The following is a 16850-nucleotide window of genomic DNA, read 5'->3' on the forward strand; positions in this document are numbered from 1 at the left end:
GGTGTACGTCACCGCCCTGGGTCTGCTCGACTTCCGGTCCTACCAGCAGGCGGAGGTCCAGCTCACTCCGGGCGTGACGTCCTTCGTCGGGCCGAACGGCCACGGCAAGACCAACCTGGTCGAGGCGATCCACTACACCGCGACCCTCGGTTCACACCGGGTGGCGAACGACGCACCGCTGGTGCGGGCCGGCGCCACCCGCGCGATCGTCCGCACGGAGATCCGCAGCCAGTACGACCGCGACGTCGTGGTCGAGCTGGAAATCAATCCTGGGAAGGCAAATCGGGCTCGGGTCAACCGCTCGCCGGTGCCGCGGCCACGCGAAGTGCTCGGACTGCTCCGCACGGTGCTGTTCGCGCCGGAGGATCTCGCGCTGGTGAAGGGCGATCCGTCCGAGCGGCGGCGGTTCCTGGACGAGTTGCTGACGCTGCGAGCACCGCGGATGGCCGGCGTACGGCAGGACTACGACCGGGTGCTCAAGCAACGGAACTCGTTGCTCCGGAGCGCCTCGCAGGCCCGCCGGCAGAACCGCTCGAGTGCCGCCGAGAGCCAGTTGCGCACGCTCGAGGTCTGGGACTCGAACCTCGCGCGCGCCGGCTCCGAGCTGCTGGCGACCCGTCTGGAGTTGCTGGAGGCGCTGCGCCCGCTGGTGTCCAGCGCGTACGACGCTGTTGCCCGCGGCAAGGGTGACGCGCGGCTCGAGTACAAGTCGTCGGTGCTGCTCGAGCCCGGTGTGGTGTCGCGGGAGCAGCTCGAGGAGGTGCTGCTCGCGGCGGTGCGGGAGAAGCGGCAGGACGAGCTCGATCGTGGTGTGTCGCTGGTCGGTCCGCACCGCGACGACGTCGTACTCGGGCTCGGGGACTTGCCCGCGAAGGGGTATGCGAGTCACGGTGAGTCCTGGTCGTTCGCGCTCGCGCTGCGGCTGGCGTCGTACGACCTGCTGCGCGCGGACGGAGGTGAACCGGTGCTGATCCTCGACGATGTGTTCGCCGAGCTCGACACGCAGCGCCGGGACCGGCTGGCCGAGCTGGTCGCGCCGGCCGAGCAGGTCCTGGTGACCGCGGCGGTCGGCGCGGACGTGCCCGCTGAGCTGAGCGGGGCACGCTTCGAGGTGGGTGAGGGGGTGGTTCAGCGTGCCTGAACCCCCAGATTCCTCTGAGAGCGGCCCTGAGAGCGATGAAGCGATCGAGCCGGATCACGACAAGCAAGGGCTGGACCTGGCGAAGTCGCTGGCCGCCCGGCTGAAGCAGCAGGCGGCGAAGGGCGGCATCATGCCGGTCAAGCGCCGCCGGCGGCCGCGGTTCGGCGGCGCGCAGATCAGCAGCGCCCGCCCCGACGACCGCGACCCGCAACAGCTGACCAACACTCTCGGCCGGCTGATGCGCGACCAGGGCTGGGAGGTCGACGTCGCCGTCCACGGCGTGATGGCCCGCTGGCCGTCCATCGTCGGCCCGGAGATGGCCGAACACTGCAAGCCGGAGTCGTACGACGACACCGTGCTGACCGTCCGTACGTCGTCGACCGCGTGGAAGGTCCAGCTCGATCTGCTGGTCCCGCAACTACTCTTCCGGCTGAACGCCGAACTCGGCGAAGGAACCGTCTCCCAGGTGAAGGTCCTGGGCCCGAACACCTACACCTGGCGCAAGGGCCCCCGCACCGTCCGCGGCGGCCGCGGCCCCCGGGACACCTACGGATAACGGCCTGAGTTGCTGGGAGGACCCGGCCCTCCCCTAGGATCAGGCGCGATGCGTACGCTCGTTGACGGCTTTCGCGAGATGGTCCACCTGATCGGAGACACCTTCCGGCTCTGGTGGAAGAACCTCCTGCCCATGACCACCTGGTGGCTCGCCGGCTTTGTCGGGTTCACGGTCTGCGCGCAGGGCGCGATCTGGCTGGCGAAGCACCTGCACTCGAGTCTGGGCACCGGCCTGTTCGCGGTCGGCGTACTGCTGCAGATCACCGCGTCGGTCGGCATGATCCGGACCTGTGCGATGTCGCTCTACCGCTGGCGGGACGCGGCGAGCAACGAAGCCGAGGAGACATCCGACCCGACGCAGCGTGGCCTGCTCGAGTTGCTCGCAGTCACGTTGCTGCCACTGGTCGCGGTCTGGTCGGCGTGGGGCTTCTTCGACGAACAGGTCAGCCAGCTGAGCGCGACGTTCCTGGTACAGAACGGGATGCAGGCCGGCTCGTCGTTCTTCAAGCTCGGCAATCACAACTGGCACGGCTATCTGCCGGCGCTCGCCGTACTGCTGGTGCTGCGCCGGGTGTTCCAGGCCATCGACGACCGGTGGCCGAGCCGTCCGGTGAAGTTCGCCCAGGTCTGGGCCGAGGCCTTCTTCGTGCTGCTCACCTTCGTGATCACGCCGTTCGCGATCAGCCAGGGCAAGGAGTGGTTCAAGGACCGCAGCTTCTGGTACTGGTCACTGGACTGGTGGGACGGCCTCAAGGACTTCTTCGACAACATCCACATCCCGATCCCGGCCGGTATCGAGTTCCTCTGGGGCTTCTTCTGGGAGTCCCTCTGGCCGCTGTTCAAGCTGGGCGTCGCCGAGCCGCTGACGTGGCTGGCGATCACCACCGTGGTCTTCGGCCACCGAGTGCTGTCGAGTGGCGGTGTTCTCCGGGGAACGCGGCTGGAACGCCGACTCGGCGCGCACGCCGAGCAGCAGCAGGCGCCGCAACGCGGCCGGCTGGTCGGCCTGACCTACAAGGCCCCGGACCTGCTCCTGGCGGGCGTGCGGGAGAAGTTCTACCCTGCGATCAACGCGTTCCGCCTCCTGGTCCGGGTCGGACCGGTGTTCCTCGGCGTGGTCTGCCTCGTCTACACGTTCTGGCTGCTCGGTAACGACTGGGCGTTCGTGGTGTTCCAGCGGCTGCTCGGAATCCATGGGCAGCACTGGGGCCTGATGAACCATGAGATCGCCAACCTGATCCAGTCGCTGCTCTTCGAGCCGCTGCGGATCGCGCTCCTGGCCGCCGCCTTCGACCTGTGCATCTCGGTCGGCACCGAGCGTCGCGCCGAGGCGGCGGCGATCGCCGAGGCGAAGGCGCCGCCGGCGGTCAAGGAGCCGGCTCCCGCCAACGCCTGACCGCTGCCCGCGTCCCGTCAGGGAGTGATCAGCACCCGTCGGTGGATGTAGAAGTCCTCGACGGTCAGGCCGATCAGGTTCGGTACGTCGCTCTTCGGGACGACGTAGACCTTGGCGACCTTGCCCGGCTTGTCCATCGTGAACGGGTGGTCGTCGTCGCCGCAGAAGGTCGGCAGCGGATAACCCGTCGCCTGCGTGTCCTCCCAGATGTTGCCCTTGCTGTCGTGCAGCTTCGCCTCACAGCTGAATCCGCGGTCATCGAGCTGGAGACCCTTGCGCGGCGTCACCGTGAGCGTGGCCAGCACGTACGTCGACCCGGCCGGCGCGGCGAGATCGATCGCCTCGCCGTCCTCGTTCAGGATCGCGGTGTAGACCTTCAGCGAGTCAAGCTTCCACTCGATGGACTGGACCGTCACCGGGCCCTGGCTGACGACCTCGTCGATCCGGCCCTGTTTGTACAGGTCCTCGTCGTCGCTCAGATACGGGTGAACCACGGAGAACGTCCCCACGCCCAGCAGCGCGATCATCAAAGAGATCTGAACGACCAGCCGGCTCGCCCGGCTCGCAAGATTCACGACGCCACCCGGGTGACGTCGTCGTTGAGGACGTACTGGTCGACGGCGCCGTCGACCATCTGCTGGGCGATGGCCTCGGTCGGGACGCCCAGATCGACGCGGATCTCGGAGTTGTACACGTTGAAGAGCATCGACGGCTTGAGTCTCAGGGTGAGGCCCTTCAGGTCGGCCGGGTTGGCCTCGAACACGACAACGCCGGTGCTTGCGAAGCCGGCGTCGGGAAAGGCGATCCTGCTCTCGCTCGGGTCGCTCACCTTCTCGTACACGCTGCCGCCGTCGGTGATCAGCGTCGGGTTGAACGAATCGGGGTCCTTCACGCCGCGGACCGCATCCCATTCGACCGCCACGAAGACGCCGTTGGTCTCGAACGGCTTGTCGTCGTCACTCGCATCGGCGCTGACAATCGTCCGGGCGAACTTGATCCGGGTCACCTTCACCGTCGACCCGCTGCCCGCGTACTGGAGCGCCTCGCCGATGGTGCCGTGCACGACCTTCAGGTTCTGGTCCTCGCCGTACACGTGGTCGGGGCCGGCCAGCCGGGTCACCCCGCCGAGCAGGACGAACAGCAGGCCGACCAGGATGGTCGCGGGGCGGTAGAGCTTCATTCGTCCTTCCCGTCGTCGACAACAACGGTCGGCTTGAGCCGGACGACGGCGGTCGGGGTCTCGCCCTGCCAGTACGGTTTCTCGCTCAGTCCGAGTGAGCCGTTGTCGGCCTTGAAGTGCTCCCCCAGGACTCCGATCTCGACCATGTCCGCGGCGAAGTCCGGCGCGACCTTGAACTTGGTGCTGCACTCTTCCGGCGGCAGACCGTAGACCAACACCCAGTTCAGGCCGCCCTTGCAGTCACCGCCGTTGGAGTCGACCAGGTCCTCGCCCCCGCCCGGAACGAACACGAGCAGGTCGTTGGAGACCGACTCACTCGTCTGCTCCTCGGAGTCGATGTTCTTCGCGGTGAAGTACACCTTCAGCGTGGTCTCGGCCTCGCTGTACTCGGTCTTCGGCTTCCGGACGATCTCCGCCTTGGTGAAGTTGTACTCGAACCGGCCGGCCGTCACCGTCGCCGGAGCTTCCAGGGTCGGGACCGTGCGGCCCTTCTTCTCTTTCCAGCCGCCGGTGGCCAGAATCACCAGGGCTGCCGCCACGATGAGGGCGATCAGCAGCAACCAGATCCGCCGGTGCCGGTGAATCACCCGGTCGGCGATCATCGCATCGATGACCTCGTCGAGACTTTCCACGGCTGCGATCCTAAGGGGCGGCGGGGTGCGCGCCGGGCACCCGTCGTTCCCTGGCCGCCTCGAACGGGCCTGAGCGGTCTGGACCGGTGGGTGCCGGAACGGTCAGTGGCGAAACAGCCGGAGGCCACTGAGTGCCCGTGAGCGCTTTCTGGCCCCCCACCCGCGAGAGGGGACATGGAGATGAGGGAGAAAAGACGCCCTGAGGTGAGTTTCGGGCGGCTGGTGGCCGGTTCTGCTTCGCTCGACAGGTAGAATGGACGGAGTAGAGCGAGCCGCACCTCTGCCATCACCGTGGAGGGCGGCTCAACTGTGCCGCGATGCCTCGCGAACGCGGGGTCCGAGGAGGACAACCACCGGTGACCGACGAGCCGATCGAGATCGACGCCAACCAGTCCGCCGACCCCATCGGCCCCAGTGATACCGCCGCACCCGATCTGGACGAGATTCCGTCGATGCTCGTCGAGCGGGAGTACGACGCGAGCGCGATCCAGGTCCTGGAGGGGCTGGACGCGGTCCGGAAGCGCCCGGGTATGTACATCGGGTCCACCGGTGAGCGCGGTCTGCACCACCTTGTCACCGAGGTGGTCGACAACGCGGTCGACGAGGCGATGGCCGGGTACGGCGACCGGATCGTCGTCACCCTGCTGCCCGACGGCGCGGTCAGAGTCGAGGACAACGGCCGCGGCATCCCGGTCGACATCGTCGAGTCCGAGGGCAAGCCGGCCGTCACCGTCGTACTGACGGTCCTGCACGCCGGCGGCAAGTTCGGCGGCGGTGGCTACAAGGTGTCCGGTGGTCTGCACGGCGTCGGTGTGTCCGTCGTGAACGCGCTGTCCACGCGGCTCAAGGTCGACGTGAAGCTGAAGGGCAAGCTGTACACGCAGTCCTTCACACACGGCGTCCCGGACGAGGACCTCGCCGAGATCGGTACGTCGGAGTCGAACGGTACGACCGTGACGTTCTGGGCGGACCCGGACGTCTTCGAGACCACGACGTACTCGTACGAGACGCTGGCGACCCGGTTCCGCGAGATGGCCTTCCTGAACAAGGGCCTGGAGATCGTGATCCGGGACGAGCGGCCGGACCACACCGAGGACGGTCACCCGGTCGAGCAGGCCTTCAAGGCCGAGAACGGCCTGGTCGACTACGTGAAGTACCTGACCGGCATCCGCGAGACCGTGCACCGCGACGTGATCTCGTTCGAGGCCGCGGCCAACGGCGAGAACAGCATGAGCCTCGAGGTCGCGCTGCAGTGGAGCGGCTCGTTCCAGGAGTCCGTGCACACCTTCGCGAACGCGATCAACACGCACGAGGGCGGCACCCACGAAGAGGGCTTCCGGGCCGCTCTCACCTCGCTGGTCAACTCGTTCGGCGAGGACCAGGGCATGATCAAGAAGAAGGAGGACAGGCTCACCGGTGACGACATCCGGGAGGGCCTGACCGCGATCATCTCGGTCAAGCTCGCCGAGCCACAGTTCGAGGGTCAGACCAAGACCAAGCTCGGCAACACCGAGGTGAAGGGCTTCGTCCAGCGGGTCGTGAACGACAAGCTGGGCGCCTGGTTCGAGCAGAACCCGGCCGAGGGCCGCGAGATCATCCGCAAGGCGACCGCGGCGGCGAGCGCCCGGATCGCGGCCCGCAAGGCCCGCGACCTGGCCCGCAACCGCAAGGGCCTGCTGGGTGGCGGCGGCCTGCCGGGCAAGCTGGCCGACTGCCAGTCGACCAACCCGGAGGAGTGCGAGGTCTACATCGTCGAGGGTGACTCGGCGGGCGGCTCCGCGAAGGGCGGCCGGGACCCGAAGTTCCAGGCCATCCTGCCGATCCGGGGCAAGATCCTGAACGTCGAGAAGGCCCGGATCGACAAGGTCCTGCAGAACAACGAGGTCCAGGCGATCATCTCCGCGCTCGGCACCGGGATCCACGAGGACTTCGACGAGGAGAAGCTGCGGTACCACAAGATCGTGATCATGGCCGACGCCGACGTCGACGGCCAGCACATCCGGACGCTGCTGCTGACCCTGCTGTTCCGCTTCATGCGCCCGCTGATCGAGCTCGGTCACGTGTACGCCGCACAGCCGCCGCTGTACAAGATCCGCTGGAGCAACCAGCCCGACGAACTCGCGTACACCGACCGCGAGCGCGACGGACTGCTCGAGGCCGGCTACGAGGCGGGCAAGAAGCTGCCCAAGGAGAACCCGATCCAGCGCTACAAGGGTCTGGGCGAGATGAACGCGAACGAGCTGTGGGACACCACGATGGACCCGGCCAACCGGGTGCTGCTGCAGATCACGCTGGACGACGCGATCCGCGCCGACGAGACGTTCCAGACGCTGATGGGCGACGACATCGAGGCGCGGCGCAGTTTCATCCAGCGCAACGCCAAGGACGTCCGGTTCCTCGACATCTGATCTCGCTGCTGCTCACCGACGTACTGATTTGAACGGGACTTTTTCATGACCGAGACCCCCACCTCGCCAGGCCACGACCGGGTCGAGCCGCTCGACCTGCAGACCGAGATGCAGCAGTCGTACCTCGACTACGCGATGGCGGTCATCGTCGGCCGCGCGCTGCCCGAGGTCCGTGACGGCCTCAAGCCGGTGCACCGCCGCATCCTTTACGCGATGTACGACGGTGGCTACCGGCCGGACCGCGGCTTCAACAAGTGCTCCCGTGTCGTCGGTGACGTCATGGGTCAGTACCACCCGCACGGCGACTCGGCGATCTACGACACCCTGGTCCGGCTGGCGCAGCCGTGGGTGATGCGGGCGCCGCTGATCCAGGGCCAGGGCAACTTCGGGTCACCAGGCAACGACCCGGCCGCCGCCATGCGGTACACCGAGTGCCGGATGGCGCCGCTGGCGATGGAGATGGTCCGCGACATCGACCAGGAGACGGTCGACTTCCGGCCCAACTACGACGGCAAGTCGCAGGAGCCGGTGATCCTGCCGGCCCGCTTCCCGAACCTGCTGGTGAACGGCTCGTCCGGCATCGCGGTCGGCATGGCGACGAACATCCCGCCGCACAACCTGCGGGAGGTCGCGGCCGCGGTCGACTGGGCGCTGGAGCACCCGGAGGCGACCCGCGAGGAGCTGCTCGACGCCTGCCTGCAGTACATCAAAGGCCCGGACTTCCCGAACGGCGCGCTGATCGTCGGCTACAAGGGCATCGACGACGCCTACCGCACCGGCCGTGGCTCGGTCACGATGCGCGCGGTCGTCGACATCGAGGAAGACGCCAAGGGCCGGACCAGCCTGGTCGTCACCGAGCTGCCCTACATGGTCAACCCGGACAACCTGGCGCTGAAGATCGCCGAACTGGTGAACACCGGCAAGATGAGCGGCATCGCCGACATCCGTGACGACAGCTCGTCGCGAACCGGTCAGCGACTCGTCATCGTGCTGAAGCGGGACGCTCAGCCGCGCGTCGTACTGAACAACCTCTACAAGCACACGCCGCTGCAGGACACCTTCGGCTGCAACATGCTCGCGCTCGTCGACGGCGTACCGCGCACGCTCAGCGTGGACCTGTTCATCAGCCACTGGATCGACCACCAGATCGAGGTCATCCAGCGGCGCACCCGGTTCCGGCTGCGCGAGGCGGAGAAGAACGCGCACATCTACCGCGGGTACGTGAAGGCGCTGGACGCCCTCGACGAGGTGATCGCGCTGATCCGGCGCAGCCCCGACGTCGACGAGGCGCGGACCGGCCTGATCCAGCTGCTCGAGATCGACGAGATCCAGGCGCAGGCCATCCTGGACATGCAGCTGCGCCGGCTGGCGGCCCTGGAGCGGCAGAAGATCATCGAGCGGTTGCAGGAGCTCGAGGCGATCATCGCGGACCTCGAGGACATCCTGGCCAGCCCGGAGCGGCAGCGGTCGATCGTCAAGGACGAGCTCACCGAGATCGTCGACAAGTACGGCAACGAGCGTCGTACCGAGATCATCGCGGCCGACGGTGACCTCTCGGTGCAGGACCTGGTGCCGGACGAGGACGTCGTCGTCACGATCTCCCGTGGCGGCTACGCGAAGCGGACCAAGACCGACCTGTACCGGACCCAGAACCGTGGCGGCAAGGGCGTCCGCGGCGCCGCACTGCGGGCCGAGGACGAGATCAACCACTTCTTCGCCACCACGAACCACCACTGGATGCTGTTCTTCACCACCAAGGGCCGGGTCTACCGGGCCAAGGTCTGGCAGCTGCCGGAGTCGGCTCGTGACGCCAAGGGCTCGCATGTCGCCGGTCTGCTCTCGTTCCAGCCGGACGAGGAGATCGCCCAGGTGCTGACGCTGCGCGACTACGAGCAGTCCGACTACCTGGTGCTCGCGACCAAGAAGGGCCTGGTCAAGAAGACGGCCCTGCGCGACTACGACTCGGCGCGGCAGAGCGGCATCATCGCGGTCAACTTCCGCGAGGAGGACGACGAGCTGATCGGCGCCGACCTGGCCACCGCCGAGGACGACCTGCTGCTGGTGTCCCGGAAGGGCCAGTCGATCCGCTTCACCGCGAACGACGAGCAGCTGCGGCCGATGGGCCGGGCCACCTCCGGCGTCACCGGGATGAAGTTCCGGTCCGGCGACGAGGTGCTGTCGATGTCGGTGATCCGGGCAGGTGCGGACGAGGACACGCAGTTCGTTTTCACGGTCACCGATGCCGGGTACGCGAAGCGGTCGAAGGTCGCGGAGTACCGGCAGCAGGGCCGTGGCGGTCTCGGCATCAAGGCGGTCAAGCTGAACGACGAGCGCGGCTCGCTGGTCGGCGCGATCATCGTCGTCGACGAGGACCAGGTGCTGGCGATCAAGGCCAGCGGCCAGGTCGTCCGCAGCCGGGTTGACAGCGTCCCGGTCAAGGGCCGCGACACGATGGGCGTCCGGTTCGCCGGCGTTGGCGAGTCCGACGCGGTCGTCGCGATCGCCCGGAACACCGATCTGACCATCGTCGGGGAGGAATCGGAGGCGGCTGAGGAGGGTACTGTCGCTGAAGGTGCCCAGAATGTGGACGGAGCGACAACCGAATCCACCTCTGAGAGCGTCCAGAATGATGAAGAGCGTTCGACGGACGTGGACGGCGCGGCTACCGTCGAAGACGACGAAGCCGGCCAGGAGGGTGACTGATGACCAACCGCGCGAGGCCGACATGGCCTGAAGGTGCGGCCGACAGCTCCAACTCCCAGCGCGCTGCGCAGGGTGGGAAGCCGTCAGCTGCCCCGGCCAACCCGGCTTCCAACGGTCGTTCCAACGGCGTTCCCGGCGCCAACGGCCAGCAGCGGACCGGTACGCCGAACGGCCAGCGGCCGTCCGAGTACCGCCCGCAGGCACGCCCGGGCACTCCCGGTGTCACACCGGTGCGTCCGCAGCAGCCGGCCCCGAGTACTCCGGGCCGCCCGGAGCCGTGGTCGCCACCGTCGACCAGCACGCCGGCCGCCGGCACCCCGTCGTACGGCGGGACCGAGGCGAAGACCGAGTCGTTCGGCGACCGGATGAGCTCGGCGCGTCAGGCCGTCCTGGACAAGGCCGCCGCGGTGAAGGCCGACAAGTCGGACCGGGCCGACGCCAAGCAGGAGCGGCTCGCCGAGAAGGACGCCAAGACGTCGAGCCGGCCGCAGACGCGGAAGGCGCGGCTGCGGATGTCCCGGATCGACCCGTGGTCGGTGATGAAGACGGCGTTCCTGCTGGCGATCGCGTTCGGGATCGTGACCTGGGTCGCGGTCTTCATCGTCTGGTCCGCGATCGGCGCGGCCGGGGTGTTCGACAACATCAACTCCACGGTCCAGGAAGTCCTCGGTACGCCGGCGGGTGAGCCGTTCCGGGTCGAGAACTACGTCAACACCGGCAAGGTGATGGGCTTCACCACCCTGCTGGCGTGCGCTGACGTGCTGATCATCACGGCACTCGCGACCCTCGGATCGTTCCTCTACAACATCGCCGCCACGCTCCTCGGCGGCCTCGAAGTCACGCTGGCGTCGGAGGACTGACCCGGCACCTCCCGTTCCGGCCGGACCTGCTCCAGGCCCGGCCGGAACCGGTTTGGGAGTAGAGCACTTGGTGCGGTAATCTCTCCCGGGTTCGACACCGCAGTACGCGGGCCTATAGCTCAGACGGTTAGAGCGCTGCCCTGATAAGGCAGAGGTCACTGGTTCAAGTCCAGTTAGGCCCACCCTCACGTTGTTTTCGAAGCCACATCCGAGGAGTCTCCAGTGCTGAGAAAGATCCTGCTGGTGCTGCTGGCCGGCGTCGGTGGATACTTCGTGTACAAGAAGACCCAGCAGTCCCGCGCCGAGAAGGACCTCTGGGCCGAGGTAGCCGACCCGGTAACCCCGGGCCACTGACCACCCCACGGGGGCGTAGCTCAACTGGCAGAGCACTGCCTTTGCAAGGCAGGGGTTAGGGGTTCAAGTCCCCTCGTCTCCACCAACAGCCGGTTGCTCCTGAGCAACCGGCTTTCGTTTGTACGGCGGTCCGCCCGCCGCAGTGCGCAAAGGAATCGCGCTCAGCGCCTCGTCTCGTATCTGGTCATGACCACGCCGCCGGGAAACGTCCGCGTCTCCACCAGGTTCAGGTTCACCCAACTGTCCAGCGCGGTGAAGAACGGTGCGCCGCCGCCCACCAGCACCGGATGGGTGACGATCTCGTACTCGTCGACCAGCCCGGCCCGCATGGCCGCCCCAGCGAGCGTGGCGCCACCGACCCTCATCGGCTCGCCGTCGTCGGCCTTGAGTCGGCTGATCTCCGCTACAGCGTCGCCGGTGACCAGGCGGGTGTTCCAGTCGACCTTGTCGATCGTCGAGGAGAACACCACCTTCGGCGTGTCCCGCCAGTTCCGCGCGAACTCGATCTGCGCCGCGGTGGCGTCGGGCTGCTGGTCGCCGGTCGGCCAGTGGGAACTCATCGTCTCCCACAGCCTGCGCCCGTACATCAACAGCCCGATCGCCAACTCCTGGTCGAGCCACCACTGAAACAGCTCGTCGCTCGGCACGCCCCAGCTGATGTCGTCGCCCGGCGCGGCGACGTAGCCGTCCAGAGTCAGGTTCATGCCGTAGATCAGTTTCCGCATGGCGCCATGCCTTTCTGTCAGTCCGGCGGCCTTTCTCCGGCCGTCACCCCTACTACGAACGCCTCACTCCGGATCCGACAGGTCATTCGCAGTCGCGGATGTCACCGACAGTTGCAGCAGAACGGCCATGGGACGCATTGTCAGCGACGACCGGCCGTTCGGGTAGGTGCGGCGGTCTGCCGGAAGAGGCTGCGAGGCTGCCCGGTGAGTGCACGGTTGAAAGGCCGGCGGCTTCGGGCGGACCCAGGTACGGCGAGGGTTCTTCGCGACGGTTGCCGCATTCTGCACGACCCGGAGAATCTCTTCGGTGGCGCCCTCCGCGAATTGCTGGCTTAGGTGTGGGTGTTCCACTCGTAGTAGTCGGGTTCTGGGTCGGCTGGGAAGCGGACGGCGTTGATTGTTGTCATGCCGTTGAGCCAGGCTTTTGAGATTCTGTGGCCGCCGTCCATCAGGCCGCCGTCTGCGGACAGGATCACTGGGTAGCTGAGGTCGGCTTTCTGGATGCGGTCGGCGTGGCGAGCGACCATTCGGCAGGTGACCGGCGCGCCTCCGAACCAGCAATCCTCGTCGAATTCGCGGATTGCGTCGATCGGTACCGGTTCGACGGGAAGACCTTCGGACAACTTCCAGAGGCGTTCGGTCAGGTAGAAAGACCGGCCACCGGGCACAGCGCGTGAGTGCTTTTCAGGCATCGGGTGATTATCAACCCGTTGCTCCTCGGGCAGCATGCCCTTTACGCGTTCCGGACCCCCGGGATCGCCGTCAGTGGCGGAGCTGACCCATCCAGCGTCTTGCTTGGACCGGGCGGGTGAAGTGGATGACGTCAGCGTCTGCCAAGTCGGGGCGGGCGATCAGCGCGTGGCCCTCCTGATGGCGGGCTTGGCGGGATGCCCACGCCCATCTGAGGGGATGCTTGCCATCACGCCAAACGCTCAGCCCGCTGGGCCGGTGTGCTCCGTCAGGACGGCGAAACAACTCAATGCGGAGCGTTCGCCGCAGCACCCGCCACAACACCAGCAGTTTCGGGTAATCGAGAAAGATCACGGTGTCGGCTGCCCCGTAGATGAGATCGTCTTCGTAGTACGGCGCGCCGTCCAGGATCCAGAGCGGCTGACGGGCCAGCTCGCCGAGGGCTTCTCGATAGTCGCGCGAACCGGGCACGCCGAGTGCGTCCCGCTCAGTCAGAGGCAACCCAACGCGAGTGGCCAACTCCCTGGACAGGGTCGTTTTGCCACTGCCAGCACAACCAAAGACCACTACCCGCTCCACGCCCACCAGGATGGCACCGGAAGGCTCAAGTCCCCCCGTCTCGGCGGTGCGGCGCTGATGGCGTTGGAGCGCGCCGGCGTACCGCTCACTTCCCAACTCGTCGGGCGATTGCAGAACGTATCCACAGGCTTGCCCACAGCGGTGAACAAGTCAGTCCAGTGCGGCGGCCTTGCGCAGGAGGACTGAGCGTTCGGGTTGGTTCGTGCACAGGCGGGCGGCCAGCTCCAGTTCGGCGCGGGCCTCGGATTGTCGGCCGAGGCGGGTCAGGAGTTCACCACGCACGGTCGGGACCAGGTGTGAACCGGGGAGTCGGTCCAGGGCGATCAGCTCGTCGACGATGGCCAGGGCTTGGGCCGGGCCTGAGGCCATTGCTACAGCGACGGCTCGGTTGAGCTCGACCACCGGCGATGGCGCGACCCGGCCGAGCGCTTCGTAGAGCACCACGATCCGGTCCCAGTCGGTCTCCTCGACCGAGGGTGCCGACGCGTGGGCGGCGGCGATCGCGGCCTGCAGGCCGTAGGGGCCGAGGCCGCGGGTCGACGCCTTGACCAGCGCGGCCAGCCCACGGCGAATCGCCGACAAGTCCCACCGCCGCCGGTCCTGGTCCTCCAGCAGGACCGGCGAGCCGTCCTGGCTGGTCCGCGCCGGGAAGCGCGCGGCCGTCAGCTCGAACAACGCCAGCAGGCCGTGCACCTCCGGCTCGTCCGGCTGCAGCGCGGCCAGTGTGCGGGCCAGCCGGATCGCCTCGTACGCGACGTCGGGGCGGACCAACCGCTCGCCGGTCGTGGCCGTCGAACCCTCGGTGAAGATCACGTAGAGGACGCTGAGCACGCCGCCCAGTCGCTCCCGGCGCTCGTCGGCCGCCGGCAGTTCGAACGGCACCCCGGCCGCGGCGATCGTCTTCTTGCCCCGGGTGATGCGGGCCTGCACGGTCGGCACGGGTACGAGGAACGCGCGGGCGATCTCCTCGCTGGACAGGCCGCCGACCACGCGCAGAGTCAGCGCCACCCTGGACTCGCGGGAGAGCACCGGGTGGCAGCTGATGAACATCAGCGCCAGGACGTCGTCGTCGATCCTGTCCGGGTCGATCTCGTCGTCGACCACCGGGATGTTCGCCAGCAGCGCGTACCGATCCTTCAGTGCGGTACGGCGACGGATCGCGTCGATCGCCCGCCGCCGGGCCGTGGCCATCAGCCAGCCGGCCGGACTGGCCGGAGCGGCAACCGGCCACGACACCAGTGCCTCGGCCACCGCCTCCTGGGCCGCATCCTCGGCCAACCCGAAATCGCCGGTGAACCGGGTCAGCGCGGCGACGATCCGCGCCGACTCGATCCGCCAGACGGCCTCGACACCGGCCGCATCCATCAGCTCTGGCCGTTGCTCTCGCGGTAGGCGTCTTCCTTGACGAACTTCGCGCTGTCCTGCGGAACCTCGTCCTCGCCGGGCACCCGCCGGACCTCGATCTTGGACCCGGGGACCGCCGGGACCCGCTTGGCCCACTCGACCGCCTCCTGCTTCGAGGCGACATCGAGCAGGAAGTAGCCCCCGAACAGTTCCTTGGTCTCGCCGTACGGCCCGTCCGTGACGATCGGCGCCTCGCCGGTGAAGTGCACCACGACGCCCTGCGCCGGGTCGTCCAGCCCCTCGGCCGCGACGTACACCCCGGCCTTGTCCAGCTCCTCGATGAACTGGCGGGTCGTGGTCATCATCTCGTCGATGTTGGCCATCATGGCCGCGTTCGTCTCGTCGGTGCCCCGCATGATCAGCATGTACTGCGCCATTGTGTTCTCCTCGTCCGACGGGGCCGTCTCTCGACCCTCGCACCCCCAGGTCGAACGAGCGGCCGGCAGATCGACACGACCCCGAAGAAACTTCTCGCCGCGTCTCCAAGCATGCCGCACAAGATTGGTTGTGGGATGGTGTCGGATCAGGGCGTCGGCGTTCGTGGAGTTGGTGTGGCGGCCGTTCGGGTTGCTGCGCTGAGAGGAGACGACAGTGGCTGAGTATGTGATCGCGTTCAACGACGAGTGGGTGCCGGATCAGACGGCGGAGGACCTGCGGACGAAGAGTGCCGGTGGGATGGCGGTGATCGCGGAGATGCAGGAGGCCGGGGTCTTCGTCTTCAGCAACGGCGGGATCGATGCCTCCACCGCGATCTGCAGCGTCGAGGCGAAGGACGGGGAGCCGATCTTCAGCGACGGGCCGTACGTCGAAACCAAGGAGCACCTCGGTGGTTTCTGCGTCGTCGACGTACCGGACGACGAGACGGCGCGCTACTGGGCCGGCCGCCTGGCCGTCGTACTCAACTGGCCGCAGGAGATCCACCGCTTCCCCGGCCGCGAACGCCACAACCGCCCCACCGAAACGGCCTGAACCCCGCGAGTGGGCGAGCCATCCCGCTCGCCCACCCCGCGCGGCCGTCAGACAAACTCGCTGGTCAGATGGCTAGGCCGTAGGTAGGGTCGCCGGAATGTCGACCTGGAGTGTGCCTGAGCGGGTTGAGCCGCCGAACAATCCGGTCGACGAGCGGGCCGCGCTCGAAGATCGTCTCGAGTTCCAGCGCACGACGTTGCTGCTGAAGTGCGGCGGGCTGACGCCGGAACAACTCGTGCTGCGGTCGGTGCCGCCGTCCGCGATGTCGCTGCTCGGCCTGGTTCGGCATCTGTCCGGAGTCGAGGCCTGGTTCCATGAGTACGACGGCCAACCGGATCACCTGTACTTCTGGGACTACGTGCCCGGGGCAGCGAAGGGATTCGATGCCGACCCCTCGCGTGCCGCCGACGACCTGGCCAGCTATCAAGCGAGTGTCGCCCGGTCGCGTGCCGCCGTCGCAGGTCTCGGTCTCGACGCGATCAGCCCGGGTGAGGACTACACGCTGCGGTGGATCTACCTGCACCTGATCGAGGAGTACGCGCGCCACAACGGCCACGCGGACCTTCTCCGCGAGCGGATCGACGGCGCGACGGGCGAATAGCTGTCAGTTGGAGAAGGCCCAGGACGCCATCAGCGGGAACTCGGCCTGCCAGAAGGGGTCGCCGTGGTCTCCCTCGCGTTCGGTGATGACCACGTCTGCGTCGGCGTCGCGGAGGGCGTCGGCCCAGCGGGCGGCGTTCTCCATGAACCAAGGTTCCAGCGTGCCGGCCACCAGATAGACGCGTGGGAGTGGGCTCGGCATGACCTCCGGCGGACGGTACCCGCCGCCAGGTGAGGCGGCGAAGATCGAGCCGTAGATGTCAGGGTGGCGAACGCCCATGGCCAGGGCGAGTTCCGCGCTCGCCGATACGCCACACACCGCGGTCCGTTCGGCCGGCAACGCGACGCCGAAGCGGGATCGCACCCAGACGCGGACGTCCTCGACGAAGAACTTCTCGTGCGCCGCGAACCGTTCCTCGTTGAACGACGGTGAGTACTCCTCGATGCGCACCATCTCGTCCGCGTCGTCCGTACGGTACGCACCGACCACCATCGTCGGCGGTACGTCGGCCTGCTCGAGATCCCCGCCCCACTGCGTGATCAGTTGGCCGTCACCCGCGAACACGATGGCCTCGGGTGGATCCGCTGGTACGTAGACGGCCACCTGCCGTCCGCCGTCGTACTCGAAGGTCTCGGTGACGAGTTCTCCCATGG

Annotated in this window: 18 protein-coding genes and 2 tRNA genes; 11 read left to right on the forward strand and 9 right to left on the reverse strand. The window is 67.5% G+C overall.

Features of this window, described 5'->3' with window-relative positions:
- The first annotated feature begins 1 nt into the window (after position 1).
- From recF to E0H45_RS11130, 3 genes are read left to right on the forward strand one after another with little or no spacing between them, the layout of a single operon-like run.
- Positions 2-1141: a DNA replication/repair protein RecF gene (recF, locus tag E0H45_RS11120; RefSeq protein ID WP_131336720.1), complete on the forward strand. Its 1140-nt coding sequence runs from the start codon at positions 2-4 to the stop codon at positions 1139-1141.
- The gene (locus tag E0H45_RS11125) at positions 1134-1697 is read left to right on the forward strand and encodes a DciA family protein (protein WP_131336722.1); all 564 of its coding nucleotides are present in this window, start codon (positions 1134-1136) and stop codon (positions 1695-1697) included. The genes recF and E0H45_RS11125 overlap by 8 nt, the downstream gene beginning before the upstream one ends.
- 48 nt (positions 1698-1745) lie before the next feature.
- On the forward strand, positions 1746-3092 hold the full coding sequence (locus tag E0H45_RS11130) for a hypothetical protein (RefSeq protein WP_131336724.1): 1347 nt from the start codon (positions 1746-1748) through the stop codon (positions 3090-3092).
- Positions 3093-3109: 17 nt separating this feature from the next.
- Here E0H45_RS11130 and E0H45_RS11135 read toward each other — a convergent pair whose 3' ends face one another.
- The 3 genes from E0H45_RS11135 to E0H45_RS11145 are packed head-to-tail and all read right to left on the reverse strand — an operon-like array spanning position 3110 to position 4904.
- Positions 3110-3667: a hypothetical protein gene (locus E0H45_RS11135; RefSeq protein ID WP_131336726.1), complete on the reverse strand. Its 558-nt coding sequence runs from the start codon at positions 3665-3667 to the stop codon at positions 3110-3112.
- Positions 3664-4272 carry a hypothetical protein gene (locus tag E0H45_RS11140; RefSeq protein WP_131336728.1) on the reverse strand — a complete coding sequence of 203 codons (609 nt, stop codon included), beginning with the start codon at positions 4270-4272 and terminating at the stop codon, positions 3664-3666. The genes E0H45_RS11135 and E0H45_RS11140 overlap by 4 nt, the downstream gene beginning before the upstream one ends.
- Positions 4269-4904 (reverse strand): hypothetical protein, encoded by a 636-nt coding sequence (locus E0H45_RS11145; RefSeq protein ID WP_131336730.1) that lies wholly within the window; start codon positions 4902-4904, stop codon positions 4269-4271. Before E0H45_RS11145 ends, E0H45_RS11140 begins: the two co-directional genes overlap by 4 nt.
- 317 nt (positions 4905-5221) lie before the next feature.
- On the opposite strand from E0H45_RS11145, the gene gyrB reads away from it, so the two are divergent.
- From gyrB to E0H45_RS11170, 6 genes are all read left to right on the forward strand, one after another.
- Positions 5222-7312 carry a DNA topoisomerase (ATP-hydrolyzing) subunit B gene (gyrB, locus tag E0H45_RS11150; protein ID WP_165546407.1) on the forward strand — a complete coding sequence of 697 codons (2091 nt, stop codon included), beginning with the start codon at positions 5222-5224 and terminating at the stop codon, positions 7310-7312.
- Between the two features lie 108 nt (positions 7313-7420).
- Positions 7421-10015 carry a DNA gyrase subunit A gene (gene gyrA, locus E0H45_RS11155; RefSeq protein WP_475009177.1) on the forward strand — a complete coding sequence of 865 codons (2595 nt, stop codon included), beginning with the start codon at positions 7421-7423 and terminating at the stop codon, positions 10013-10015.
- Complete coding sequence (locus E0H45_RS43190; protein ID WP_131336734.1) at positions 10015-10875, forward strand: DUF3566 domain-containing protein; 861 nt, start codon at positions 10015-10017, stop codon at positions 10873-10875. The genes gyrA and E0H45_RS43190 overlap by 1 nt, the downstream gene beginning before the upstream one ends.
- A 108-nt stretch (positions 10876-10983) precedes the next feature.
- Positions 10984-11057 (forward strand) — tRNA-Ile (locus E0H45_RS11165).
- Positions 11058-11097: 40 nt separating this feature from the next.
- On the forward strand, positions 11098-11229 hold the full coding sequence (locus tag E0H45_RS43195; RefSeq protein WP_238150739.1) for a DLW-39 family protein: 132 nt from the start codon (positions 11098-11100) through the stop codon (positions 11227-11229).
- Positions 11230-11238: 9 nt separating this feature from the next.
- A tRNA-Ala gene (locus tag E0H45_RS11170) sits at positions 11239-11314 on the forward strand.
- 76 nt (positions 11315-11390) lie between these two features.
- Here the strand turns inward: E0H45_RS11170 and E0H45_RS11175 are convergent.
- From E0H45_RS11175 to E0H45_RS11195, 5 genes are all read right to left on the reverse strand, one after another.
- Positions 11391-11954 carry a dihydrofolate reductase family protein gene (locus E0H45_RS11175; protein WP_131336736.1) on the reverse strand — a complete coding sequence of 188 codons (564 nt, stop codon included), beginning with the start codon at positions 11952-11954 and terminating at the stop codon, positions 11391-11393.
- Positions 11955-12286: 332 nt separating this feature from the next.
- Positions 12287-12646: a hypothetical protein gene (locus tag E0H45_RS11180; protein ID WP_131336738.1), complete on the reverse strand. Its 360-nt coding sequence runs from the start codon at positions 12644-12646 to the stop codon at positions 12287-12289.
- A gap of 70 nt (positions 12647-12716) precedes the next feature.
- Complete coding sequence (locus tag E0H45_RS11185; protein ID WP_131336740.1) at positions 12717-13223, reverse strand: P-loop NTPase family protein; 507 nt, start codon at positions 13221-13223, stop codon at positions 12717-12719.
- A gap of 150 nt (positions 13224-13373) precedes the next feature.
- On the reverse strand, positions 13374-14588 hold the full coding sequence (locus E0H45_RS11190; protein WP_131336742.1) for an RNA polymerase sigma factor: 1215 nt from the start codon (positions 14586-14588) through the stop codon (positions 13374-13376).
- Positions 14588-15004, reverse strand: coding sequence for a YciI family protein (locus E0H45_RS11195; protein WP_131336744.1), 417 nt, complete (start codon positions 15002-15004; stop codon positions 14588-14590). Before E0H45_RS11195 ends, E0H45_RS11190 begins: the two co-directional genes overlap by 1 nt.
- 214 nt (positions 15005-15218) lie before the next feature.
- On the opposite strand from E0H45_RS11195, the gene E0H45_RS11200 reads away from it, so the two are divergent.
- Both E0H45_RS11200 and E0H45_RS11205 read left to right on the forward strand, forming a co-directional pair.
- Positions 15219-15596, forward strand: a complete 378-nt coding sequence (locus E0H45_RS11200) for a YciI family protein (protein ID WP_131336746.1) — start codon at positions 15219-15221, stop codon at positions 15594-15596.
- Positions 15597-15693: 97 nt separating this feature from the next.
- A complete protein-coding gene (locus tag E0H45_RS11205; protein WP_131336748.1) occupies positions 15694-16197 on the forward strand; it encodes a DinB family protein in 504 nt (167 codons plus the stop codon).
- Between the two features lie 3 nt (positions 16198-16200).
- Here the strand turns inward: E0H45_RS11205 and E0H45_RS11210 are convergent, their stop codons facing one another.
- On the reverse strand, positions 16201-16848 hold the full coding sequence (locus E0H45_RS11210; protein WP_238154904.1) for an alpha/beta hydrolase-fold protein: 648 nt from the start codon (positions 16846-16848) through the stop codon (positions 16201-16203).
- Between the last annotated feature and the right edge of the window lie 2 nt (positions 16849-16850).

This window comes from Kribbella soli, from assembly GCF_004331345.1.
Lineage (GTDB): Bacteria > Actinomycetota > Actinomycetes > Propionibacteriales > Kribbellaceae > Kribbella > Kribbella soli.

What these genes read in the sequence shown, in the direction of transcription:
- E0H45_RS11140 (WP_131336728.1), bottom strand. Translation starts at nt 4,272, where the DNA reads ATGAAGCTCTACCGCCCCGCGACCATCCTGGTCGGCCTGCTGTTCGTC.
- E0H45_RS43190 (WP_131336734.1), top strand. Translation starts at nt 10,015, where the DNA reads ATGACCAACCGCGCGAGGCCGACATGGCCTGAAGGTGCGGCCGACAGC.
- E0H45_RS11195 (WP_131336744.1), bottom strand. Translation starts at nt 15,004, where the DNA reads ATGGCGCAGTACATGCTGATCATGCGGGGCACCGACGAGACGAACGCG.
- E0H45_RS11210 (WP_238154904.1), bottom strand. Translation starts at nt 16,848, where the DNA reads ATGGGAGAACTCGTCACCGAGACCTTCGAGTACGACGGCGGACGGCAG.
- E0H45_RS11180 (WP_131336738.1), bottom strand. Translation starts at nt 12,646, where the DNA reads ATGCCTGAAAAGCACTCACGCGCTGTGCCCGGTGGCCGGTCTTTCTAC.
- E0H45_RS11175 (WP_131336736.1), bottom strand. Translation starts at nt 11,954, where the DNA reads ATGCGGAAACTGATCTACGGCATGAACCTGACTCTGGACGGCTACGTC.
- gyrA (WP_475009177.1), top strand. Translation starts at nt 7,421, where the DNA reads ATGCAGCAGTCGTACCTCGACTACGCGATGGCGGTCATCGTCGGCCGC.
- E0H45_RS11130 (WP_131336724.1), top strand. Translation starts at nt 1,746, where the DNA reads ATGCGTACGCTCGTTGACGGCTTTCGCGAGATGGTCCACCTGATCGGA.
- E0H45_RS11205 (WP_131336748.1), top strand. Translation starts at nt 15,694, where the DNA reads ATGTCGACCTGGAGTGTGCCTGAGCGGGTTGAGCCGCCGAACAATCCG.
- E0H45_RS11190 (WP_131336742.1), bottom strand. Translation starts at nt 14,588, where the DNA reads ATGGATGCGGCCGGTGTCGAGGCCGTCTGGCGGATCGAGTCGGCGCGG.
- gyrB (WP_165546407.1), top strand. Translation starts at nt 5,222, where the DNA reads ATGCCTCGCGAACGCGGGGTCCGAGGAGGACAACCACCGGTGACCGAC.